Genomic DNA, 23230 nt, shown 5'->3' on the forward strand with positions numbered 1-23230 from the left:
TCGGTGAGATCGACGCCGCGCTCGCGGCGCACGAGACCGTCGACTTCGCGGTCACCGTCGGCCACAAGAACGCCGCGGGCGCGGTGTCGCTGGTGTCGTACGTGGTTGCCGCGCAAGGACATTCCATCGACGTCGCGGCGCTCACCGCGCACGTCGAGGACCGGCTGCCCGCCTACATGGTGCCCTCCTCGATCATGGTGATCGACCGGGTGCCGCTGACCCCGGTCGGCAAGCTGGACCGCAAGGCGCTGCCGGAGCCGGTGTTCGCCACCGAGGTGGTGTTCCGCGCCGCCCGCACGCCGGTCGAGCAGATCATCGCCGAGGTGTTCGCCGAGGTGCTCGGCGTGCAGCGGGTCGGCGTCGACGACTCGTTCTTCGCGCTCGGCGGCGACAGCATCGTCTCCATCCAGCTGGTCTCGCGGGCCAAGGCGCGCGGCGTGGTGTTCACGCCGCGGCACGTCTTCGAGCAGAAGACCGTCGCGGGCCTGGCCGCGGTCGCCGAGACCGCCGACGCTTCGGCGCCCGCCGTCGCCGCCCTCGCCGAACTGCCCGGCGGTGGCGTGGGTGACATGCCGCTCACCCCGGTGGTGCGGTTCATGGCCGAGCGCCCCGGCTCCTTCGGCCGGTTCAACCAGACCCTCGCGCTGGAGCTGCCGCTCGGCATCGACCGCGCGGGCATCGCGACGACCGTCGGCGCGGTGATCGACCGGCACGACATGCTGCGCGCACAGCTCTTGCGCGAGGGCGACGACTGGGTGGTGCGGACCGCCGAGCCCAGCGCCGTCGACGTGGACGCGCTGATCGAGCGCGTCGAGTTCCCGGCCGCCGCCACCGACGCCGAGCTGCTCGGCATCGCCTCGGCCGCATTGGATTCCGCGCTGGACCGACTGGATCCGGCGGCCGGTGTCGTGGTGCGGTTCGTCTGGCTCGATCCCGCGGAAGGCGGCCGGATGGGCCGCCTGATCGTGGTCGCCCACCACCTGGTGGTCGATGGCGTCTCCTGGCGCATCCTGGTGCCCGACTTCGTCGCGGCATGGGGCCAGCTCACCGCCGGGCAGCGGCCCGAGCTGGTGGCACCGGCAACATCGATGCGAGCCTGGGCGCACGCACTGCAGCGTGAGGCCGAAAGTGCTTCGCGGGTCGACGAACTCGGCTACTGGCGGGCGGTGACCGACACCCCCGATCCGCTGCTGACCGCGCGTCCGATGGATCCCGCGGTGGACGTCTCCGGCGCGATCGAGAAGGTTCAGGTCGAGGTCTCGGCCGAGACCACCAAGGCGCTGCTCACCAAGGTGCCCGCGCTGTTCCACGGCGGTGTGAACGACGGCCTGCTCACCGCGCTCGCGCTGGCGACCGCGAAGTGGCGGGCGGCTCGGGCGGGTGCGCGCACCGACGACGCGCTGCTGATCCGCCTGGAAGGCCACGGCCGCGAGGAAGACGTCGTCCCCGGCGCCGACCTGTCCCGCACCGTCGGCTGGTTCACCGCCATCTTCCCGGTGCGGCTGGACCTGACCGGCGTCGACGTGGACGCCGCGCTCGCGGGCGGTCCCGCGCTGTCCGCGGCCGTCAAGGCGGTCAAGGAGCAGCTGCTCGCGGTGCCGGACAAGGGCATCGGCTACGGCCTGCTGCGCTACCTCAACCGGCGCACCGCCGCGGAGCTGCCCGCGCAGCTGCCCGGCCAGGTCAGCTTCAACTACCTGGGCCGCGTCTCGGACAGCGACGTGCCCGAGCAACTGCGCGGCTTCGGCTGGACCCCCGCGCCGGAACTCGGCTCGCTCGGCGGCGCCTACGACGCCGACATGCCCGCGATGGCGCCGCTGGACGTCAACGCGATCGTGGTCGGCGACAAGCTGACCGCGAACATCGGCTACCCGTCGACGCTGCTCGACGCCGCCGAGGTGCGCGAGTTCGCCGACCTGTGGACCACCGCGCTGGACGCGGTTGCCCGCCATGCCAATTCGACCGGAGCGGGCGGGCACACCCCGTCCGACTTCGCCCTGGTGCGCGCGAGCCAGCGCGACATCGAGGGCTGGGAACGGCGCTTCCCGGCGCTGGCCGACGTCTGGCCGCTCTCGGCGCTGCAGGCGGGTCTGCTCTTCCACGCCCGCCTCGCCGCCAGCTCGGTGGACGTCTACACCGCGCAGGCGGTGCTCACCCTCACCGGCCGGGTCGACGCGGCCCGGCTGCGGGCGGCCGCGCAGGCGCTGGTCGACCGCTACGAGAACCTGCGCACCGCGTTCGTCAGCGACACCGACGGCAACCCCGTGCAGGTGGTGCTCGACAGCGCGCGCGTCGCGTGGGCCGAGCACGACCGGACCGAGACCGGTTCGGCCGCCGACCTCATCGAGGCCGACCGCATGCAGCGGTTCGATCTCACCGCGCCGCCGCTGATCCGCTTCACGCTGATCCAGGTGGCGCCCGACCGCTGGCAGTTCGTGGTGGCCAACCACCACATCCTGCTCGACGGCTGGTCGATGCCGCTGCTGATGCGCGACCTGATCGTGCTCTACGCGGTGCACGCCGACGCCAGCGCGCTGCCCGCGGTGCGCTCCTACCGGCACTTCCTGGAATGGACCGCGCGCCAAGACCATTCGGCCTCGCTGGCCGCGTGGTCGGCGGCGCTGCGCGGGGTGAGCGAGCCGACGCTGCTCGCGCGTCCCGACGCGGGCCGCGAGATCACCGCGCTCTCCGGTGAGTACCTGTTCGACCTCGACGAGGCCGCGACCGCGCGCCTGATCGCGTTGGCCGGCTCGCTGGGCGTCACCCCGAACACGGTGCTCCAGGTCGCATGGGGCATCCTGGTCGGCCGCATGACCGGCGCGGAGGACGTGCTGTTCGGCACCACCGTCTCCGGCCGCCCGGCCCAGCTGTCCGGCGTGGAATCCATGGTGGGTCTGTTCATCAACACCGTCCCGGTGCGGGTGCGCTTCGATCCCGCCGAGTCCGCGCGCGACCTGCTGACCCGCACCCAGGGCGAGCAGGCCGACCTGCTCGACCACCACTACATCGGACTGGCCGACATCCAGTCCGCCGCGGGCGTCGGCGGACTGTTCGACACCCTCGTCGTGTTCGAGTCCTACCCGGTGGACGCCGAGGGTCTGCGCGCCCAGGCCGCCGACATCGACGGCATGGCCGTGGCCGACCTGGAGGCCGCCGACGCGACGCACTACCCGCTGACGCTGATCGCCCAGCTGGATTCGCGCCTGCGCATCCGCGCGGGTTACCTGCGCGACCTGTTCGACGAGCCGACCGTGCGCCGCATCGCCGACCGCCTGGTCCGCGTGCTCTCCGCGATCACCGCCGATCCCGCGGTGGCCGTCGGTGACATCGAGCTGATCGACGCCGCCGAGCGCGAACTCGTGGTGTCCGGCTGGAACGAGACCGCGCACGAGGTCGACTCGGCGGCGACGCTGGTGTCGAAGTTCGAAGCGCAACTGGCGAAGACGCCGAACGCGACCGCGCTCACGTTCGAGGGGACAAGTCTCACTTACGACGAGTTCGCGGGACGGGTCTACCGCCTGGCGCGCTGGCTCATCGAACGCGGCGTCGGCCCGGAGTCCTCGGTGGCGCTCGGCATGCGGCGCTCGATCGACCTGGTCGTCGGCATGTACGCCGTCACCGTCGCGGGCGGCGCTTACGTGCCGCTCGACCCGGATCACCCGGCCGAGCGCACGGAATACATTCTGGCCACGGCCGATCCGGTGTGCGTGCTCACCTCGGGCAGCGACCTGGAGATCGACACCGCGCAGGTGCGCATCGATCTGCTCGACCTGTCCGGCGTGTCCGAGGCGCCGGTGACCGACGCCGAGCGCCGCGCGCCGCTGCGTCCGTCGAACACCGCGTACGTGATCTTCACCTCCGGTTCGACCGGCCGCCCGAAGGGCGTCGCGGTCTCGCACGCGGCGATCGTCAACCGCCTGGTGTGGATGCAGTCCGAGTACGGGCTGATCGAGTCCGACGCGGTCTTGCAGAAGACGCCGGCGACCTTCGACGTGTCGGTGTGGGAGTTCTTCTGGCCCTTGCAGATCGGCGCGCGCTTGGTCGTCGCGCGCCCTGACGGCCACCGCGACCCGGCCTACCTGGCCGAGGTCATCGCGACCGAGCGGGTCACCGTCACCCACTTCGTGCCGTCCATGCTCGCGGTGTTCGTGGCCGACGCGGCCGCGGCCCGCTGCGATACGTTGCGCATGGTGTTCGCGTCCGGTGAGGCGCTGCCGCCCAAGCCCGCGCACCGCCTGCGCGAGCTGACCGGCGCGGAGCTGCACAACCTGTACGGCCCGACCGAAGCCGCGGTCGACGTCACGTACCACCGGGTGATCGAGGCCGACACCGACACCGTGCCGATCGGCGCCCCGGTGTTCAACACCCAGGTGTACGTGCTGGATTCGCGGCTGCGGCCCGCTCCGGTGGGTGTCGCGGGTGAGCTGTACCTCGCGGGCACCCAGCTGGCGCGCGGTTACGTATCGCGGCCGGACCTGACCGCGGATCGCTTCGTGGCCAACCCGTTCGCCGACGGACAGCGCATGTACCGCACCGGCGACCTCGTGGCCTGGACCGCCGACGGCGAGCTGGACTACTTGGGCCGCACCGACTTCCAGGTGAAGCTGCGCGGTCTGCGTATCGAGCTGGGCGAGATCGAGCAGGCGCTCACCGCGCTGGACGAGATCGCGCAGTCGGTGGTCGTGGTGCGCGGCGATCAGCGCACCGGCGATCAGCTGGTGGCCTACGTCGTGGCCGCGCCGAACGCGCGCGTCGACGGCGACGTGGTGCGCGAGGACCTCGGCAGGCAGCTGCCCGCCTACATGGTGCCCGCGCTGGTCGTGGTGCTCGACGAGTTCCCGCTCAACGCCTCCGGCAAGCTGGACCGCAAGGCGCTGCCCGCGCCGGTGTTCGAGGCCGCGGTGTTCCGCGCGCCGACCACGCCGGTGGAGGAGATCGTCGCGCGGACCTTCGCCGACGTGCTCGGTCTCGACCGAGTCGGCTTGGACGACGACTTCTTCGCGCTCGGCGGCAACTCGCTCAGCGCGACCCAGGTGGCGGCGCGGCTGTCCGCGGCGCTGGAGACCGAGCTCGGCGTGCGCGAGCTGTTCGAGGCCTCCACCGTGGCGGCGCTGGCTGCCCGCACCGAGTCGAAGGCGGGCGCGGGCGCGCGTGCGGCGCTGGTCGCGCAGCGGCGGCCCGAGCGGGTGCCGCTCTCGCTGGCCCAGCAGCGCATGTGGTTCCTCAACCGGTTCAACATGGGCGGAGACGGCGAGCACAGCGCGGCCGCCGCGGCCGACAACATCCCGGCCGCCGTGCGGCTGTCCGGTCTGCTCGACCGGCAGGCCTTGCAGGTCGCGGTCGCGGATGTGCTGGCCAGGCACGAGTCGCTGCGCACCTACTACCCCGAGGTCGGTGGCGTCGGCTACCAGCAGATCGTGCCGACCGCGCAGGTGATCCCGGATCTCTCGCCGATCGACATCACCGAAGCCGAACTGCCGCAGCGCCTTTCCGAGGTCGTGCTGACCGCCTTCGACGTCACCGCCGAGGTGCCGTTCCGTGCGAGCCTGTTCGAGATCAGCCCCACCGAGCACGTGCTCGCGCTGGTGGTGCACCACATCTCGGCCGACGGCTTCTCCATGGGGCCGCTGACCAGGGACGTGATGATCGCCTACAGCGCCCGCGTGGACGGCGACGAACCCGCGTGGCGCCCGCTCGAGGTGCAGTACGCCGACTACGCGCTCTGGCAGCGCGCGGTGCTCGGCGCCGAGGACGACCCGGACTCGCTGATCTCCGGTCAGATCGAGTTCTGGAAGAACGAATTGGCCGGGCTGGTCGAGCAATTGGACCTGCCCGCCGATCGCCCGCGGCCCGCGACGGCGTCCAACCGCGGCGACACGGTGGCCTTCACCGTGGATCCCGAGGTGCACGCGGCCCTGCGCGCGCTGGCGCAGCAGCACAATTCGACGCTGTTCATGGTCGTGCACGCCGCGCTCGCGGTGCTGCTCGCACGCCTGTCCAGCACGTCGGACATCGCCATCGGCACCCCGATCGCGGGCCGCGGCGAACGCGCGCTCGACGATCTGATCGGCATGTTCGTCAACACCCTCGTGCTGCGCACGGAAATCGAGCCCGGCGTCGCGTTCGAGGAACTGCTGCGCGCCGTGCGGCGGGTCGACGTCGACGCCTTCGGTCACGCCGACGTGCCGTTCGAGCGCCTCGTCGAGGTGCTCGACCCGGTGCGTTCCCCGGGCAGGCACCCGCTGTTCCAGGTCGCGCTGACCTTCCAGAACACCGCGCCGACCGCGCTGGAACTGCCCGGCCTGACGGTGTCGGGCGTGGACATGGCGGTGCCGCTTGCCAAGTTCGACCTCCAGTTGACGCTGGAGGAGAAGCTCGGCGCGGACGGCGGACCGCAGGGCATGTCGGCCGAATTCAGTTTCGCGACCGACCTTTTCGACGCGAGCACGGTTCGCGGGTTCGCGGATCGCCTGCTGCGCGTCCTGGGCGCGGTCTCGGCCGACGCGAGCGTGGTGGTCGGCGACATCGACCTGCTCGCGCCCGGCGAGCGCGAACTGGTGCTGCGCGAATGGAACACCGAGGGCGTCGAGGCGCCCGCGGCCACGCTGGTCGACCTGATCGGCGCGCAGGCCAGGCGTCGTCCGGACGCACCGGCGATTCGTTTCGGCGAGACCGCGGTGTCCTTCGGCGAGTTCGAGCGCCGGGCCAACCGGATCGCGCGCGCCCTCATCGCGCAGGGCGTCGGGCCGGAATCCAAGGTCGCGGTGGCGATCTCGCGCACCGAGGAACTGCCGATCGCGCTGTACGCGGTGCTGCTGACCGGCGCCGCCTACGTGCCGATCGACACCACCTACCCGGTGCAGCGGCTCGAGTTCACCCTCGCCGACGCGGCGCCGGTGTGCGTGCTGACCACCGCGGCGGACGCGGAAGCCGTTCCGGCGGGCGAGATTCCGCTGCTGCTCGTCGAGCGGACCGCGGACGAGTCCGACGCGCCGGTCACCGATGCCGATCGCATCCGGCCGCTGCGCCAGGACAACCTCGCCTACGTCATCTACACCTCCGGTTCGACCGGTGTGCCCAAGGGCGTCGGCGTCTCGCACCGCAACGCGGTGGAGCTGTTCGCGAACACCCAGCCGCTGTTCGGCTTCGACGAGTCCGACGTGTGGACGCTGTTCCACTCGTTCGCCTTCGACTTCTCGGTCTGGGAACTGTGGTGCGCGCTGGCCTACGGCGGTTCGGTGGTCGTCGTCGACTACCTGACCTCGCGTTCGCCGGAACTGTTCCGCGAGTTGCTGGTTCGCGACCGGGTCACCGTGCTCAACCAGACGCCGTCGGCGTTCTACCAGCTGGTGGAGGCCGACCGGGCGGCGAGCGCCGCCGACGACAACGGCGAATTCGCGCTGCGCCACGTGATCTTCGGCGGTGAGGCGCTGGATCTGCGGCAGCTGCGCCGCTGGTACGAGCGCCACCCGGCGGACGCGCCGCGCCTGGTGAACATGTACGGCATCACCGAGACCACGGTGCACGTGTCGTTCCTCGCACTGGACGCCCAGGACGTCGACAACCCGGCCAGCGTCATCGGCCGTGCCCTGCCCGGCCTGAGCGCCTTCGTGCTCGACAACCGGCTGGCCCCCGCGCCGGTCGGCGTCGCGGGCGAGATCTACGTGACCGGTGCGCAGCTGGCGCGCGGCTACCTCGGCAGGCCCGGCCTCGCCGCGACCCGCTTCGTCGCGAACCCCTTCGGGGAGCCCGGTTCCCGCATGTACCGCTCGGGTGACGTCGGCCGCTGGTTCGGCACCGGCGACTCGGCCAACCTGGAGTACGCGGGCCGCAGCGACCAGCAGGTGCAGCTGCGCGGCTTCCGCATCGAGCTCGGCGAGATCGAGTCGGCGCTGGTCCGTTGCGACGGCGTGCGCCAGGCCGTGGTCATGGTCCGCGCCGACGAGCACGCGGGCGACCGCCTCGTCGGTTACGTGGTGCCCGAGACCGGCGCCGCGGTCGACCCGGTCGCGCTGCGCGAGGCAGTCGCGGAGTTCCTGACCGCGTACATGGTCCCGGACGCCATCGTGGTGCTCGACACCCTGCCGCTCACCCCGAACGGCAAGCTGGACCGGCGCGCGCTGCCGGAGCCGGAGTTCGTCAGCACCGCGGCCTTCCGCGCGCCGAGCACGCCGATCGAGCAGGCCGTCGCGACGGTGTTCGCCGAGCTGCTCGGCGTCGAGGAAGTCGGTCTGGACGACGACTTCTTCGCCCTCGGCGGCAACTCGCTGCTCGCCACCCGCGTCGTCGCGCGGATCAACGAGGCGGTCGACGCCGACCTCGCCGTGCGCGAGCTGTTCGAGGCGCCCACGGTGGCCGCGCTCGCCGCGCGCACCGCGGCGAAGGCGGGCAGCGGACGCAGGCGCGAGCTGGTCGCCGGGCCGCGACCGGAACAGATCCCGCTGTCGCTCGCGCAGCAGCGGATGTGGTTCCTCAACCGCTTCGACAACCAGACCGCCGTCAACAACATCCCGCTCGCGGTGCGGCTCACCGGCGCGCTGGACGTCGACGCCCTGCGCAGGGCGGTCGCCGACGTGGTCGACCGGCACGAGGTGCTGCGCACCGTGTACCCGGAGACCGCCGACGGTCAGGGCGTGCAGGTCGTGCTGCCCGCGGGCCAGGAGAACCTGGACCTGACCCCGATCCTGGTGTCGGAGACGGAGATTCAGGAGCGCATCAGCGAGCTGGTGCTCACCGGATTCGACGTCACCGCCGCCGTGCCGGTGCGCGCCGCGCTGTTCCGTATCGCCGGTTCGATGGACGGCTCCCAGCCGGACACCCACGTGCTGGTCTTCGTGGTGCACCACGTCTCGGGCGACGGCTGGTCGGTCGGACCGCTGGCCCGCGACGTCATGGTCGCCTACGCGGCGCGCTCGCGCGGCGAGGCGCCGGGCTGGGCGCCGCTGCCGGTGCAGTACGCCGACTACGCGCTGTGGCAGCGCGAGACGCTCGGCTCCGAGGACGATCCGGACTCGCTGATCGCGGCGCAGGTCGCGTACTGGTCGCAGAACCTCGCCGGTCTGCCCGACCAGCTCGATCTGCCGTCGGACCGCAAGCGTCCGGCCGTCGCGTCCAACCGCGGCGGGGTCTACGAGTTCGAGCTCTCCGCCGAACTGGCGCAGGCCGCCGAGGCACTGGCCCGCGAGCATGGCGCGAGCTTGTTCATGGTGGTGCACGCGGCGTTCGCGGCGCTGCTCGGACGCCTGTCCGGCAGCGACGACATCGCCATCGGCACCGTGGTCGCCGGCCGCGGCGAGGCCGTGCTCGACGACGCCATCGGCATGTTCGTCAACACGCTCGTGCTGCGCAGCGCCGTCGACCCGGCCCAGCCGTTCGCCGAACTGCTCACGCGGACAAGGGAAACCGACCTCGCCGCGTTCGGGCACGCGGACCTGCCGTTCGAGCGGCTCGTCGAGCTGCTGAACCCGGCGCGTTCGCAGGCGAGGCACCCGCTGTTCCAGGTGATGCTCTCGTTCCAGAACACCGGTGACACCACCTTCGAGCTGCCCGGCCTGGAAGTCTCGGGTGTGCCGCTGGACGTGGTGACCGCGAAGTTCGATCTGCACCTGAACTTCACCGGCACCGCCGCCGAAGGCATGAAGGCCGAGATCGCCTACGCCACCGACATGTTCGACGGCGCGACGGTGGCCTCGTTCGCCGAGCGCCTGGTGCGAATGCTGGACGCGGTGGTCGCCGACCCGGCCGTGGTGCTCGGCGACGTCGAGCTGCTCGACGCGAGCGAGCGCGCCACCGTGGTGCGGACGTGGAACGACACGGCGCACCCGGTCGACAGGGACGCCACCCTGGTGTCGATGTTCGAGGCACAGGCGGCGCGGACGCCGGACGCGACCGCGCTGACGTTCGAGGGGACGAGTCTGTCCTACGCCGAATTCGCCTCGCGCGTGCACCGTTTGGCGCGGCACCTGATCGCCTCGGGTGTCGGGCCGGACACGTTGGTCGCGCTCGGCATGCGCCGCTCGCTCGACCTGGTCGTCGGCATGTACGCGGTGAGCGTCGCGGGCGGTGCGTACGTGCCGCTGGATCCGGATCATCCGGCCGAGCGCACCCACTACGTGCTCGACCTGGCCGAGCCGGTCTGTGTGCTGACCACCTCGCGGGACGGCTTCGACTCCGGCTCGGTCACCGCGCTGGAGATCGACACGCTCGACGTGTCGGCCTACGACGACGCCCCCGTGTCGGACGCGGAGCGGCGCGCGCCGCTGCGTCCGTCGAACACCGCGTACGTGATCTTCACGTCCGGCTCGACGGGTCGTCCGAAGGGTGTCGGCGTCGCGCACGACGCGATCGTGAACCGCCTGGTGTGGATGCAGTCCGAGTACGGGCTGGACGGCACCGACGTGGTGTTGCAGAAGACCCCCGCGACCTTCGACGTGTCGGTGTGGGAGTTCTTCTGGCCCTTGCAGATCGGCGCGCGCCTGGTGGTCGCCAAGCCGGACGGCCACCGCGATCCGGGCTACCTGGTCGAGGTGATCAAGCGCGAGCGGGTCACCACGGCGCACTTCGTGCCGTCGATGATGTCGGTGTTCGTCGCCGAGGAGCGCGCGGACGAGTGCACCAGCCTGCGCAACGTCTTCGCCTCCGGCGAGGCGCTGCCCGCGGTGACGGCGCAGCGTCTCCAGGAGCTGACCGGCGCCCGCCTGCACAACCTGTACGGCCCGACCGAGGCCGCGGTCGACGTGACCTATCACGAGGTCACCGAGGACGACGTGGTGTCGGTGCCGATCGGCGCGCCGGTGTTCAACACCCAGGTGTACGTGCTCGATTCGCGCCTGCACCCGGTTCCGGTCGGTGTCGCGGGTGAGCTGTACCTGGCCGGTGTCCAGCTGGCGCGCGGTTACGTGGCGCGGCCGGACCTGACCTCGGATCGGTTCGTGGCCAACCCGTTCGCCGCGGGCGAGCGGATGTACCGCACCGGCGACCTCGTCACTTGGACGAAGAAGGGCGAGCTGGAGTACCTGGGCCGCACCGATTTCCAGGTGAAGCTGCGCGGTCTGCGCATCGAGCTCGGCGAGATCGAGGCCGCGCTCACCGCGCTGGATTCGATCGCCCAGGCGGTCGTGGTCGTGCGCTCGGACGAGCGCCTCGGCGACCAGCTGGTCGGCTACGTCGTCGCGACCGCCGGTCAGGTGATCGACGTCGATTCCGTGCGTACCCAGCTGGGCGGCGAGTTGCCCGCGTACATGGTGCCCTCGGCGTTCGTGGTGCTCGACGAGTTCCCGCTGAACGCCTCCGGCAAGCTGGATCGCAAGGCGCTGCCCGCGCCGGTGTTCGAGGTCAAGGCCTTCCGCGCCCCCTCGACGCCGATCGAGGAGATCGTGGCGAACACCTTCGGCGACGTGCTCGGCGTGGCGCGTGTCGGCTTGGACGACGACTTCTTCGAGCTGGGCGGCAACTCGCTGGTCGCCACCCAGGTGACCGCGCGCCTCGGCGCGGCGCTGGACACCCAGCTCGCGGTGCGCGATCTGTTCGAGGCGTCCACCGTGGCCGCCCTGGCGACCAGGGTCGAGCGCATCGCGGGCTCCGGCCGGTCGCGTCCGGAACTGACCGCCGCCGAGCGGCCGGAGCGGATTCCGCTCTCGCCCGCGCAGGCGCGGTACTGGTTCCTCAACCAGTTCGACACGGCCACCTCGGCGGTGGACAACATCCCGCTGGCCGTCCGGCTCTCCGGCGCGCTCGACGTGCGCGCGCTGGAGCAGGCGATCGGCGACGTGTTCGCCCGCCACGAGGTGCTGCGCACCATCTACCCGAGCTCGGCGGACGGTCCGCACCAGGTGATCCTGCCGGCGAACCTGCCGCAGCTGAATCCGGTCCAGATCGACGAGTCGGAGCTGATCGGGCGGGTCATCGCGTTCGCCATGACCACCTTCGACGTCACCACCGAGGTGCCGCTCGCCGTCGCGCTGTTCCGAATCTCCGAGCAGGAGCACGTGATCGCGTTCGTCGTGCACCACGTGTCGGCGGACGGCGCGTCGATGGGTCCGCTGGCGCGCGACCTGATGGCGGCCTACGTGGCCAGGGTCGCGGGCGACGCGCCGCAGTGGACGCCGCTGCCGGTGCAGTACGCCGACTACGCGCTGTGGCAGCGCGCGGTGCTCGGCTCCGAGGACGATCCGGAGTCGGTGGCCGCCCGCCAGGTCGCTTACTGGAAGCAGGCGCTCGCCGGGCTGCCCGATCAGCTGGAGCTGCCCGCGGACCGGCCGCGCCCGCCCGCGCAGTCGTTCCACGGCAAGGCGCTGCGCTTCGAGCTCTCGCCGCAGCGGCACGCCGAGCTTGCGGAATTGGCGCGCGCCAACAACGCCTCGCTGTTCATGGTGGTGCACGCGGCGCTCGCGGTGCTGCTCGCGCGGCTCTCCGGCACCGAGGACATCGCGGTCGGCACGCCGATCGCGGGTCGCGGTGAGCGCGAACTCGACGACCTGATCGGCATGTTCGTCAACACGCTGGTGTTCCGCACCGGCGTGCGGCCGGGCGACCGGTTCGCCGACCTGCTCGCCGACGTGCGCGAACGCGACCTCGAGGCGTTCGCCAACGCCGACGTTCCGTTCGAGCGCCTCGTCGAGGTGCTGAACCCGGAGCGCTCCACCGCGCGCAACCCGCTGTTCCAGATCGGCCTTTCCTTCCAGAACCTGGCCGAGACCACGTTGACGCTGCCCGGGCTCCAGGTGAGCGCGGTCAACTTCAACTCGCAGCTGGCCAAGACCGACCTGCACGTGACGCTCTACGACCGGTACGCCGACGACGGCACCCCGGCCGAGATCATCACCGAATTCGGTTACGCGACCGACCTGTTCGACGAGGCCACGGTGCAGGGCTTCGCGGACCGGTTCGTGCGGGTGCTGGACGCGGTCATCACCGACGTGACGGTTCCGGTCGGCGAGATCGACCTGCTCGCCGACGCGGAGACCGAGCGGATCCTGCGCAAGTGGAACGACACCGCACGACCCGTCGACACCGACGCCACGCTGGTGTCGCTGCTCGACGCCGCGGTGGCCGAGGCCGCGCCGGGCACCGTCGCGCTGGTCGCCGACACGGCGTCCGGCGAGCGGACCCAGCTGACCTACGCCGAGCTGGATGCCCGGGTGAACCGGTTGGCGCGGTACTTGATCGGTCGTGGTGTCGGTCCGGAGGATCGGGTGGCGTTGGCCATTCGCCGGTCGGCGGATCTGGTGATCGCGATGTACGCGGTGGCCAAGGCCGGTGCGGCGTACGTGCCGATCGATCCGGATCAGCCGGTGGATCGTGTCGACTACATCCTCGGCACGGCCGCTCCGGTGTGCGTGCTGACCACGGCTCGGGACGCGTTCGAGACCGAGGCGGCGCAGACCGTCGCGATCGACGAGCTGGATCTGTCCGGCTACTCGGATGCGCCGATCGCGGCGAACGAGCGCAATGGTGTTCTGGTTGCGGCGAATACGGCGTATGTGATCTTCACGTCGGGTTCGACGGGTCAGCCCAAGGGTGTTGCGGTGCCGCACGCGGCGATCGTGAACCAGTTGCTGTGGAAGTCGGCGGAGTTCGGTCTCGACAGCGAGAACGTGGTGTTGTTGAAGACGGCGGCGACGTTCGATCTCTCGGTGTGGGAGTTCTGGTCCGCGGCGGTCAGTGGTGGTCGTTTGGTGATCGCGACCGCCGATGGTCATCGGGATCCGGCTTACTTGAACGAGTTGATGCGTTCGACGGGTGTGACCACGTTGCATGTGGTTCCGTCGATGCTCGACGCGCTGCTCACCGAATCCGAAGGCCGCATGCCGCATTCGCTGCGGCGCATCCTCGCCATCGGTGAGGCGCTGCCCGCGGTGACCGCGCAGAAGTTCCGGCGCGGCAACGCGGCCGGGCTGTTCAACCTGTACGGCCCGACCGAGGCGGCGGTGTCCATCACCAACCACGCCGTCACCGACGCCGACGAGCACTCGGTCTCCATCGGTGCGCCGGAGTGGAACAGCCAGGTCTACGTGCTGGATTCGCGCCTGCGGCCGGTTCCGGTCGGCGTCTCCGGCGAGTTGTACTTGGCCGGTGCGCAATTGGCGCGCGGCTACTTCGCCCGCCCGGATCTCTCCGCGGAACGGTTCGTCGCGAACCCGTTCGGCGAGCCGGGCGCGCGGATGTACCGCACCGGTGACCTGGTCGCCTGGAACGCCGACGGCGAGCTGGAATACCGGGGCCGCACCGACTTCCAGGTGAAGATCCGCGGCTTCCGCATCGAGCTCGGCGAGATCGAGGCCGCGCTGCTGCGGCAGGACGCGATCGCTTCCGCTGCGGTGCTGGCGCACAACGATCCCGGTCTCGGCGATCGGCTCGTCGCCTACGTCGTGCCGTCGGCGGCCGGAATCGATCCGGAGACCGGCGAACTGGACAAGCGCAAGCTGCAGTCCGCGCTCGCGGCGGAGCTGCCGTCCTACATGGTGCCGAGCGCCTTCATGGCGCTGGACGCCTTGCCGCTCAACGCGAACGGCAAGCTGGACCGCAACGCGCTGCCGCAGCCGACGTTCGAGAAGGCGGCGTTCCGCGCGCCGGTGACCCCGGCCGAGCAGATCGTGGCGGGCGTGTTCAGCGACGTCCTCGACGTCGAGCACATCGGCGCCGACGACGACTTCTTCGCGCTCGGCGGCAACAGCATTCTGTCGATCCAGCTGGTCTCGCGAGCCAAGGCGCTCGGCGTCGAGTTCAGCGTGCGCGACGTGTTCGATCAGCGCAGCGTCGCCGCGCTGGCCGCCATCGCGACCGCCACGCAGGCCGAGCGGGAACAGCCCGCCGAACTGCCCGGCGGCGGTGTCGGCGAGATGCCGCTGCCGCCCGCCGTCGCCGCGGCGCTGTCCGGTGGTGCGCCGTTCCAGCGGTACGCGCAGACCGCGCTGCTGCCGCTGCCCTCCGCGCTCGACTGGTACACGCTGCTCGACGTGCTCGAGGCCCTGTTCGACCGGCACGACGCGCTGCGCACCAAGCTGCGCGCCGACGGCGACGGCTGGGTGTTCGAGGCCGTCGACCGCGTCGAGGTGGAGCCGCTGCTCAGCGAGGTCAGGGTCGAGAACAGCGCCGAGCTGGCCGACCTGGTCGCGGCCGAGCGCGCCGCGGCGGTCGATCGACTCGATCCGGCCGACGGTGTGATGGCGCAGTTCGTGCTGTTCACCTTCGCCGACAACCGTCCCGACGAATTGCTGGTCGTGGCGCACCGTTTCGCGGTGGACGCGCAGTCGTGGCGGGTCTTGCTCGGCGAGCTGACCACCGCGGCCGAGCAGCTCGGCGTCGACGCGCCGCTCGAGCTGCCCGCCACCGGCACCACGCTGCGGCGCTGGGCGCACAGCGTGGCCGCCGACGAGGCCGCCGCGCACGAGTCGGAACTGCCTTTCTGGCAGGCGATCTCGGACACCACCGAGCCGCTGCTCGGCGCGCGGGCACTCGACCCGGCGACCGACATCGCGGCCACCGTGGACCGGGTGCGGGTCACCGTGCCCGCCGAGGTCACCGAGGCGGTACTTAGCACGGCGCCCGCCCGCTTCCACGGCGCGGCGGCCGACGGCCTGCTCGCGGCGCTGGCCATGGCGCTGGTGCGCTGGCGCGGCGAACAGCACGGCGCCGCCGCGCTGATCCGCAGCGCGGGCGACGGTCGCGCCGCGCGGGCCGCACGTGGGGCGGAGCTGGCGCGCACGCTCGGCTGGTTCGACCTCGCCCACCCGGTGCGGATCGACCTCGACGGCGCCGACCTCGACGAGGCCTTCGCGGGCGGAAACGCCTTGGGCCGCATCGTGAAGTCGGTCAAGGAGCAGCTGCTCGCCGTGCCCGATCACGGACGCGGCCACGGTCTGCTCGGACTGGCCGACGCCGCGCAGGTCGGCTTCCGGTACCTGGGCGCGCAGGCCGCCGAGATCACCACCGTCGCCGACGACGACCGGCCCGCGGACGCGGCGCTCGACATCGAGGCGATGGTGCTCGACGGTGCGGACGGTCCGGAGCTGGTGGCGTCGTTCGCCTTCCCGACCGGCCTGCTCACGGCCGAGCGCGTCGGCGAACTCGGCGAGCTCTGGGTGTCCGCGCTGACCGCGCTGGCCGCGCACGTGCGCCGGCCCGGTGCGGGCGGCCACACGCCGTCCGACATGCCGCTGGTGCGGGTCGGCCAGGCCGACATCGAGCTGTGGGAGCGGACCTACCCCGGCCTCACCGAGGTCTGGCCGCTCACACCGCTGCAGTCCGGTCTGCTCTTCCACGCGCAGATGACCACGACCACCGTGGACGTCTACAACATGCAGGCCGTCATCGAGCTCACCGGCGAGGTGGACGCCGAGCGGCTGCACGCCTCGGCGCAGGCGCTGCTCGACCGCTACCCGAACCTGCGCACCGCGTTCGTCACCGACGCGGCGGGCCAGTCCGTGCAGATCGCGATGGACCGGGTCGAGGTGCCTTGGCGCACAGTGGATCTCACCGGGCTGCCCGAGGACGAGCGGGACGCGGAACTGCGGAAGCGGCTGGCCGAGGACCTGGCGCAGCGGTTCGACATGGCCGCGCCGCCGCTGGTGCGCTACGGCCTGTACCGCACCGCCGCCGACCACTGGCACCTCGTCATCAGCACCCACCACGTGCTGCTGGACGGCTGGTCGATGCCGCTGCTGATGCAGGATCTGCTGGTGCTGTACGCGCTGCGCGGCGACGCCTCGGCGCTGCCGGAGGTCGCGTCCTACCGGACGTTCCTGGAGTGGCTCGCGGGCCGCGATCTGGACGCCTCGCTGCGGACCTGGTCGCGCGCGTTCGAGGGTCTCGACGATCCGACCGAGCTCGCTCCGCAGGCGCGTTCGGCCGAGGACTACCGGACCGGCAAGCTGGTCACCCACCTCGATGCCGACCGCACCCGCAGGCTCACCAAGCACTGCGCGGAACTCGGCATCACGGTGAACACCCTGGTGTCGGCGGCTTGGGGCATCCTGCTCGGCAGGCTCACCGGTCGCTCGGACGTGGCCTTCGGCGCCACGGTGTCGGGCAGGCCCGCGGAGCTGCCCGGCGTCGAATCGATGGTCGGTCTGTTCATCAACACGCTGCCCGTCCGGGTGCGCATCGATGATCGCGCCACCATCGAGGACCAGCTGCGGCAGTTGCAGCGCGAGCAGGCGGATCTGCTGGATCACCACTACGTCGGCCTGGCCGACATCCAGCGGGCCGCCGGTGCCGGGTCGCAGTTCGACACGCTGTACGTGTTCGAGTCCTACCCGATCGACCGCGAGGCGATCGCGGCGGCGAGTTCGATCGACGGCATGTCGGTGACCGGGGTGGACGTCAGCAACACGACGCACTACCCGCTGTCGCTGAAGGTGGCGGCCGAGTCGATCCTGGAGATCAGCTTCGAGTACCTGCTCAGCCGGTTCACCGCCGAGGAAGTACAGACGCTCTCCACCCGGTTGGTCCGGGTGCTGGAGTCGCTGCTCGGCGACCCGGCGGGGCTGGTCGGCGACATCGACATCCTGGACAGTGCGGAACGGGCCCGGCTGCTCGCCGAGTCCCACGTCGCTACGGCGGCCGCGGCGCCGGAGTCGGCGAACCGGGTCGGCGCGCGGACCGTGGCCAAGGTGCTCGCCGAGGTCGTCGAGGCGGATCCGCAGGCGCCCGCGCTGCTCGCCGACGGCGACGAGATCGCCTACCACGTGCTGGATCGGCGTTCCTCGCAGCTGGCCAGGGTGCTGATCGCACGGGGCGCGGGTCCGGGCGACGTCGTCGCGGTGGCGCTGCCGCGCGGTGTCGACGCGGTGGTCGCGGGCTGGGCCGTGCAGAAGGCGGGCGCCGCCTGCCTGTTCGCCTCGGGCCTCGGCGCGGACGAGATCGCCGCTGCCGGAGCCGCTTTCGGCATCGGCGCGGCTTCCGGTGCGGGTGCGGTGAACTGGCTGGTGCCGAGCGATCCGCAGGTCCAGACCGAACTGGCTGCGGCCGCGGGGCACCCGGTGTCCTACGCCGATCGGGTCCGCCCGCTCGGCGAGGAGCACCCGGCCTTCGTGGAGCTGGTCGACGGCGCGCCGGTCGCGCTGAGCCAGACCGCGGCGCTCGACCTGGGCGAACGGATCCGCGACGAGAACGACATCGACTACGAGTCGACCACGTTCACCACCGCCGCCGCGGGCCGAGCCGCCCTCTGGGAGTTCGTCGCCACGGCTACCGCGGGTGCACTCTCCGTGCTCCCCACGGCCGACGACGTAGCCGACGACCTCGCCGACGGCGAAGTCACCCACTGGTTCGTCACCCCCGGCGAACCCACCGACGCCGCCGACGAGGAAACCCGAATCATCGTCGCGGAGTAGGTTGTCCGACCACGAAGGCCGCTGCCGAGGGATCGGTGGCGGCCTTCGGGGTGGTTGGGGTCAGGCGGGGATGGCGTGTTCTTCGGCGAAGAGTTTGCGGCAGGCGGGGGCGCAGAAGGCGTAGTCGGTGCCGTTGTGGGTGAGGGTCAGGTCGGTGGTGGCCAGTTCGACGGGCATGCCGCAGATCGGGTCGATGACGTGACCCTCCGGGGCTTCGCGGGTTTCGCCGGAGTTGCGGTAGTCGTCGGTCAGCAGTTTGGTGATTTCGGTGCTGGTGAGGGTGCGGCCGAGGGTGGCGAGGCCGTGTTCGCGGAGGCCGACGATTTGGACCACGCAGTGCGGTTCGCGGGTGAGGCGGTCCGGGTCGGGTTCGGTCGCCGCGATCGCGTCGGTGATCATCGGTACGACGTGGCCGGCGAAATGCGGGTTGTTGCTCCACGCGCCGGGGACCGTGAGGCGGACGAGGTAGCGCGGTGCGGCGGAGCCGCCGGTGGCCCACACTTCCGGCTCCCGGACGAGCACGTGGGTGAGCTCGCGTGCCTTCTCCATTACGGCGTCCGGCGCGCTGCCTTCCGTGGTCAACCCGTGCAGGATGCGTTCGGCGAGAGCCTGTTTGCGCTCGGCGTCGAGAACTCCCGCGGAGACGAACAATTCGATGGTCATCATGGGCGTGTTCCCTTCTCGGCGAAGTTCGGGACGGTGAGCAGGACGATCAGCACGAAAGCCAGCAGCGCGCAGCCGGTGCGGGCGAAATGGAATGCCTCCCAACGACCGAGCATCTCGGCGTAGTCGGCGGGCGGCCCCTCGATCGCCCAGCGCTTGATGTGCTGATTGATCGGCACATTGCCGAAGCGCGTGAGCAAGAAGGACGAAAACGCCAGCGCCGCGGCGACTCCGGCGGCCCATCGCGACCTGCCGGACGTGCGCACGGCCAGTACGGCGCAGCTCAGGATCGTCAGCCCCATCAGCGACTGCATGACGAACCCGTTGACCTGCATCAGCGCGGTGTGAAAGGTAAAGCGGACATCGAGCGGCACCTCGCGAAAGGCATAGAGCACGTTGACCGCTCCGTACCCGAACGCGCCCGCGAGCAGCCCGCTGGACAGCAGCGCGCACGCCCTGGCGACGCGCGGCTGTCTTCTCGCTTCGTCCGTGCGCTGCGTTCGTCCGTCGGCGCGGGTGAGCGCGCTCACCGGAGCTGCCTCGAGGGCGCCAGCGCCAGCAGTTCGTCCACCGACCACTGGTCGTAGACGTGCGTACCGTGCTTCGACGCAAGCACGCGCCCGTCGGGGGCGATGAGGAAGTCCGCGGGCAGACCGAGCGGGCCGCCGTCGGGCCGGGACGGGGGAGCGGGGCGGTCGCGGCGCAGCGCGGCGCGCAGGTCGTGCGCGACGGCGCGGACGATGGCGGGCCAACCGCGCGGATCGAGCAGGGCGCGCGGCGACGACTCGACGCCGAACTCGCGGTACAACAGCCGATCCGGGTCGGCGATCACGTCGAGCGGCAGATCGTCGGTGTACTTGCGCAGTTCGTCCGCGTGCGAGTGGAAGACGATCACCTCGCGGATGTCGGCGGCGGTGATCTCGTGGTGGCGCACGACGATCGAACGCAGGTGCATGTTGCACACGGGACAGCCCGCGAAGCGGCGGAATTGCAGGTGGACGAGGCAATCGGGATCCGGGACCGGAACCTCGACACCGGTGACTGTCCGCAAGGTGCGGGTGGCGATGGAAGTCGGCAACGACATGGTCTCTCCTTCGTAGGTGTACGACGTACGCCTACGACAAGTATGCGCGTACCTTGTACGCTGTCAACCCATGCCACGTCCTCGTTCGCTGACCACCGACGATCTCGGGGCCGCCGCCCTCGCGGTCATCGACCGCGACGGCCTCGACGGCCTGACCATGCGGGCGATCGCGAAGGAACTGCGCATGGCCACCATGGGCCTGTACCGCTATGTCGCCCACCGGGATCAGTTGGAGGTGCTGGTGGTGGATCGGGTGCTGGGCGCCATGGAGACCGCGCCACCCGAGGGGCCGGACTGGCGAGCCAAGGCGACCGTCCTGCTGACGCGGATGCGCGCCGCTGTCGCGGACCACCCGGCCACGGTTCCGCTGATCCTGCGGCACCGGCAGTCCTCGGCCGCCTCGCTGCACTGGATGGAGGCCATGCTCACCGTGCTCACCGACGCGGGCTTCACCGGCGCCGAACGGGTGATCGCGCAGCGAACCGTGGTCGGCTTCCTGCTCGGCTTCCTCCAGAACGAGCACTACGCCTCGATCGCGGGACCGGGGACCGCGACCATCGCCGCGCTGTCCGCCGAGGACTTCCCGCTGCTGGTGCAGACCGCGGCCCAGGCGCGGACGATGTCCGTCGACGACGAGTTCCACGGCGGCGTCGAGATCGTGCTGCGCGGTTTGGCGCCGCGCTGAATCTCGCTGCCGCCGTGCTCGAGTCGGTCACCCGAAGATCGCGGCGAGGTCGACGGCTTCGGCCATGGCCCGCGCGCCCGCGTCGTTGAGATGCATGCCGTCACCGCTGTCGAACTCGGGCCGAATGTAGTCCGGTCGCTCGGGATCGGCGACGGCGCGGTCGACGTCGAACACCGAGTCGAAAATGTCCGTCCCGCGCAGCCATTCGTTCACCTCGCGCCGGGTGTCCAGGGTCTCGAAGACGGTCGGGCCTTCGTAGACGCAGCCCGCGTAGGGGCCGATGGTGCCGACGTGGATGGCCAGACCCGCGGCGTGCGCGCGGTGGGCCAGTTCGGTGAAGCCCTCGATGAGTTCGGTCGCGGTGGCGGGTGGCTGATCGCCGAGGCCGCCGAGGATCAGATCGTTGATACCGAAGTGGACCAGGATGTGGCGCACGCCTGGGACGTCGCGGGCGTCGCGCTCGAACCGGTCCATGCCGCGTTCCCCGATCTCGCCGGTGAGCAGGCGGTTTCCGCCGATGCCCTGGTTCACCACCCAGCCGCGTGACATGCGGTCGTTGAGCGCGTCCACCGAGCGGCGGTTGGCGCCGATCGTGCTGCCGAAGCCCTCGAACCAGGAATCGCCGAAGGCGACGGCGATTTCGGTCTCCGCGGGCGCGAGGACATCGACGCCGCTGACGAAGAAGCGCGCGGGGATCACCTGTGCGCCAGGCATCGCGATCGATTCGGTGTGATCGCCCGCTGCGGCATAGGCGATCTCGGCGGGCATGTGCGAAAACGTCGCCAGCCCGGTCGGTTCGGGCAGGTAGAGGCTCAGCAGGAGATCGTCACCCGCCTCGACCGCGAGGTCGATCGGATCGCTGATCAGCTCGCCGCCCGCGGGCACGGTCACCCGCTCCACACCGTCGAAGCGCAGTACGCGATCGGTTTCCGGGGCGATCTGGTCGTCGGTCTTGCGCAGCGCGACCCTGGCCGCGCCGACGACGAGCGGCGTCCGTCCGTAGCGGTTGGTCAGGTGAACGCGGATCCGCTCACCGCCGCCCGCGAGGTGTAGCACTTGGCGCAGGGTCTGATCGGCGAACTCGTGCGGTTCGGTGAGCTTGATTCGCTCGTAGGGGCTGATCACGGCCGAGCGGAAGCCGGCGATCCAGCGGGTGGTTTGCGACGACATGAGAACTCCAGGTGCTTGACTTGAGGAATATTGCGTATGCATAGATCTACTCCGAACTATTCCTCGTGTCAACTATCCGCGAGTCAACAAGGTGGGGTAGGTTCGCATCATGGACTCAGACCTCTTCGACGATCCGCGCCTCACCGCGATGGGCTTGATCTACGAGGCGCACGAGGGTCTTGTCGCCAAGCTGGAGCCGACCTGGAAGTCGAACGGCCTCTCGGGTCTCGACCTGAACGCCTTGCTGCGGTTGAGCCGTTCCCCGCAGCGGCGGCTGCGCATGACGGATCTCGCGACGCAGACCTCGCTGTCGACCAGCGGCGTCACCCGCCTGGTCGATCGGCTGTCCGCCGCGGGATTGGTCGAGCGCGTCCTCGATCCCGCCGACCGCCGCAGCGCCCACGCGGTGCTGACCGACGCCGGAGCCCGCCGCCTCGAACAGGTCCTGCCCGACTACCTCGACGCGGTGCAGCGCTGGTTCACCGGACTCCTCACGCCGGAACAACTCGACGGCCTGACCACCGCGCTGCGCATCATCCGCGACGCCACCAACCCTGCCGCCACCGCCCGCACCGACTGACCGGTTACTCGTCCAGTAGGCGCTCGAGTCCGTCGAGGATCAGGTCGAGGCCGAACTCGAAGTCGGCGATGCCGTCGTGTGCGCCGTCGATCACGAGGTGGGTGAGCGCGTTCATGTGCGGGTGCGTCGATTCCGGGATGAGCGGGAGGAAATGCGTTGCCGCCGCGACGTATTCGGACGGATCGAGTGGAAAGGTCGTCTCGCGGAGGGTGAATCCGTAGATGTGCCCGTCCATGGCGTTCCAGGCCCGGTCCGCCTGCTGGTAGGTGAAGCCCGCGGCGCGCAGGCAGCCGAGGGTGGCGTCGATGTAGCGCAGCATCGCCGGTCCGACGTTCACGCGCGAGCCGATCAGTCCGGTCGCCCAGGGGTGGCGGCGCAGCGCCTCGTGCGCGGAGACGGCGCGGACGCGCAGTGCCGCCTTCCAGTCCCCGCCGATCTCGGGCACCGCCATCTCGGCGACCACCAGATCCGCGATCCCGTCGAGCATGTCGTCTTTGTTCACGACGTGGTTGTACAGCGACATCGCCTCCACGCCGAGGGCTTGGGCCAGCTTCCGCATCGACAGCGCGTCGAGCCCCTGTTCGTCGGCGAGACGGACGGCGGTGCGCAGCACGAGCTCGCGGGTGAGCCGGGTGCGGTCGGCGGGCTTGGGCATCAGCACTCCTTGACGGACTTACACCGTAAGCGTAGCGTTCGGGTCAACACACTTACGG

At 70.9% G+C, this 23230-nt stretch carries 8 protein-coding genes (1 of these 8 only partly in view); 3 read left to right on the top strand and 5 right to left on the bottom strand.

All coding sequences use genetic code 11. From position 1 onward, the window contains the following. Nucleotides 1–18335, top strand: the end of a protein-coding gene (locus FB390_RS09990) for a non-ribosomal peptide synthase/polyketide synthase (RefSeq protein ID WP_141808709.1). The gene continues 18793 nt to the left of window position 1, outside the view; only the last 18335 of its 37128 coding nucleotides appear in the window; its start codon lies beyond the left edge, outside the window; the stop codon is at nt 18333–18335. Nucleotides 18336–18395: 60 nt separating this feature from the next. Here the strand turns inward: FB390_RS09990 and FB390_RS09995 are convergent, their stop codons facing one another. Genes FB390_RS09995 through FB390_RS10005 form a run of 3 tightly spaced genes read right to left on the bottom strand, consistent with a single transcriptional unit; the run spans nt 18396 to nt 20082 of the window. Further along, nucleotides 18396–19001, bottom strand: a complete 606-nt coding sequence (locus FB390_RS09995; RefSeq protein WP_141808710.1) for a YHS domain-containing protein — start codon at nt 18999–19001, stop codon at nt 18396–18398. Beyond that, nucleotides 18998–19528, bottom strand: a complete 531-nt coding sequence (locus FB390_RS10000; RefSeq protein ID WP_141808711.1) for an anthrone oxygenase family protein — start codon at nt 19526–19528, stop codon at nt 18998–19000. Before FB390_RS10000 ends, FB390_RS09995 begins: the two co-directional genes overlap by 4 nt. Then, a complete protein-coding gene (locus FB390_RS10005; RefSeq protein WP_141808712.1) occupies nt 19525–20082 on the bottom strand; it encodes a peroxiredoxin-like family protein in 558 nt (185 codons plus the stop codon). The genes FB390_RS10000 and FB390_RS10005 overlap by 4 nt, the downstream gene beginning before the upstream one ends. 70 nt (nt 20083–20152) lie before the next feature. On the opposite strand from FB390_RS10005, the gene FB390_RS10010 reads away from it, so the two are divergent. Beyond that, nucleotides 20153–20767 carry a TetR/AcrR family transcriptional regulator gene (locus FB390_RS10010; protein ID WP_141808713.1) on the top strand — a complete coding sequence of 205 codons (615 nt, stop codon included), beginning with the start codon at nt 20153–20155 and terminating at the stop codon, nt 20765–20767. Between the two features lie 27 nt (nt 20768–20794). Here FB390_RS10010 and FB390_RS10015 read toward each other — a convergent pair whose 3' ends face one another. Further along, complete coding sequence (locus FB390_RS10015) at nt 20795–21937, bottom strand: GDSL-type esterase/lipase family protein (RefSeq protein ID WP_141808714.1); 1143 nt, start codon at nt 21935–21937, stop codon at nt 20795–20797. 109 nt (nt 21938–22046) lie between these two features. Between FB390_RS10015 and FB390_RS10020 the strand changes: the two genes are divergently transcribed. Continuing rightward, nucleotides 22047–22517, top strand: a complete 471-nt coding sequence (locus tag FB390_RS10020; protein ID WP_141808715.1) for a MarR family winged helix-turn-helix transcriptional regulator — start codon at nt 22047–22049, stop codon at nt 22515–22517. A gap of 4 nt (nt 22518–22521) precedes the next feature. On the opposite strand, the gene FB390_RS10025 is transcribed toward FB390_RS10020, so the two are convergent. After that, on the bottom strand, nt 22522–23172 hold the full coding sequence (locus tag FB390_RS10025; protein WP_141808716.1) for a TetR/AcrR family transcriptional regulator C-terminal domain-containing protein: 651 nt from the start codon (nt 23170–23172) through the stop codon (nt 22522–22524). Nucleotides 23173–23230 lie beyond the last annotated feature (58 nt).

Source organism: Nocardia bhagyanarayanae (assembly GCF_006716565.1).
GTDB classification, from domain to species: domain Bacteria; phylum Actinomycetota; class Actinomycetes; order Mycobacteriales; family Mycobacteriaceae; genus Nocardia; species Nocardia bhagyanarayanae.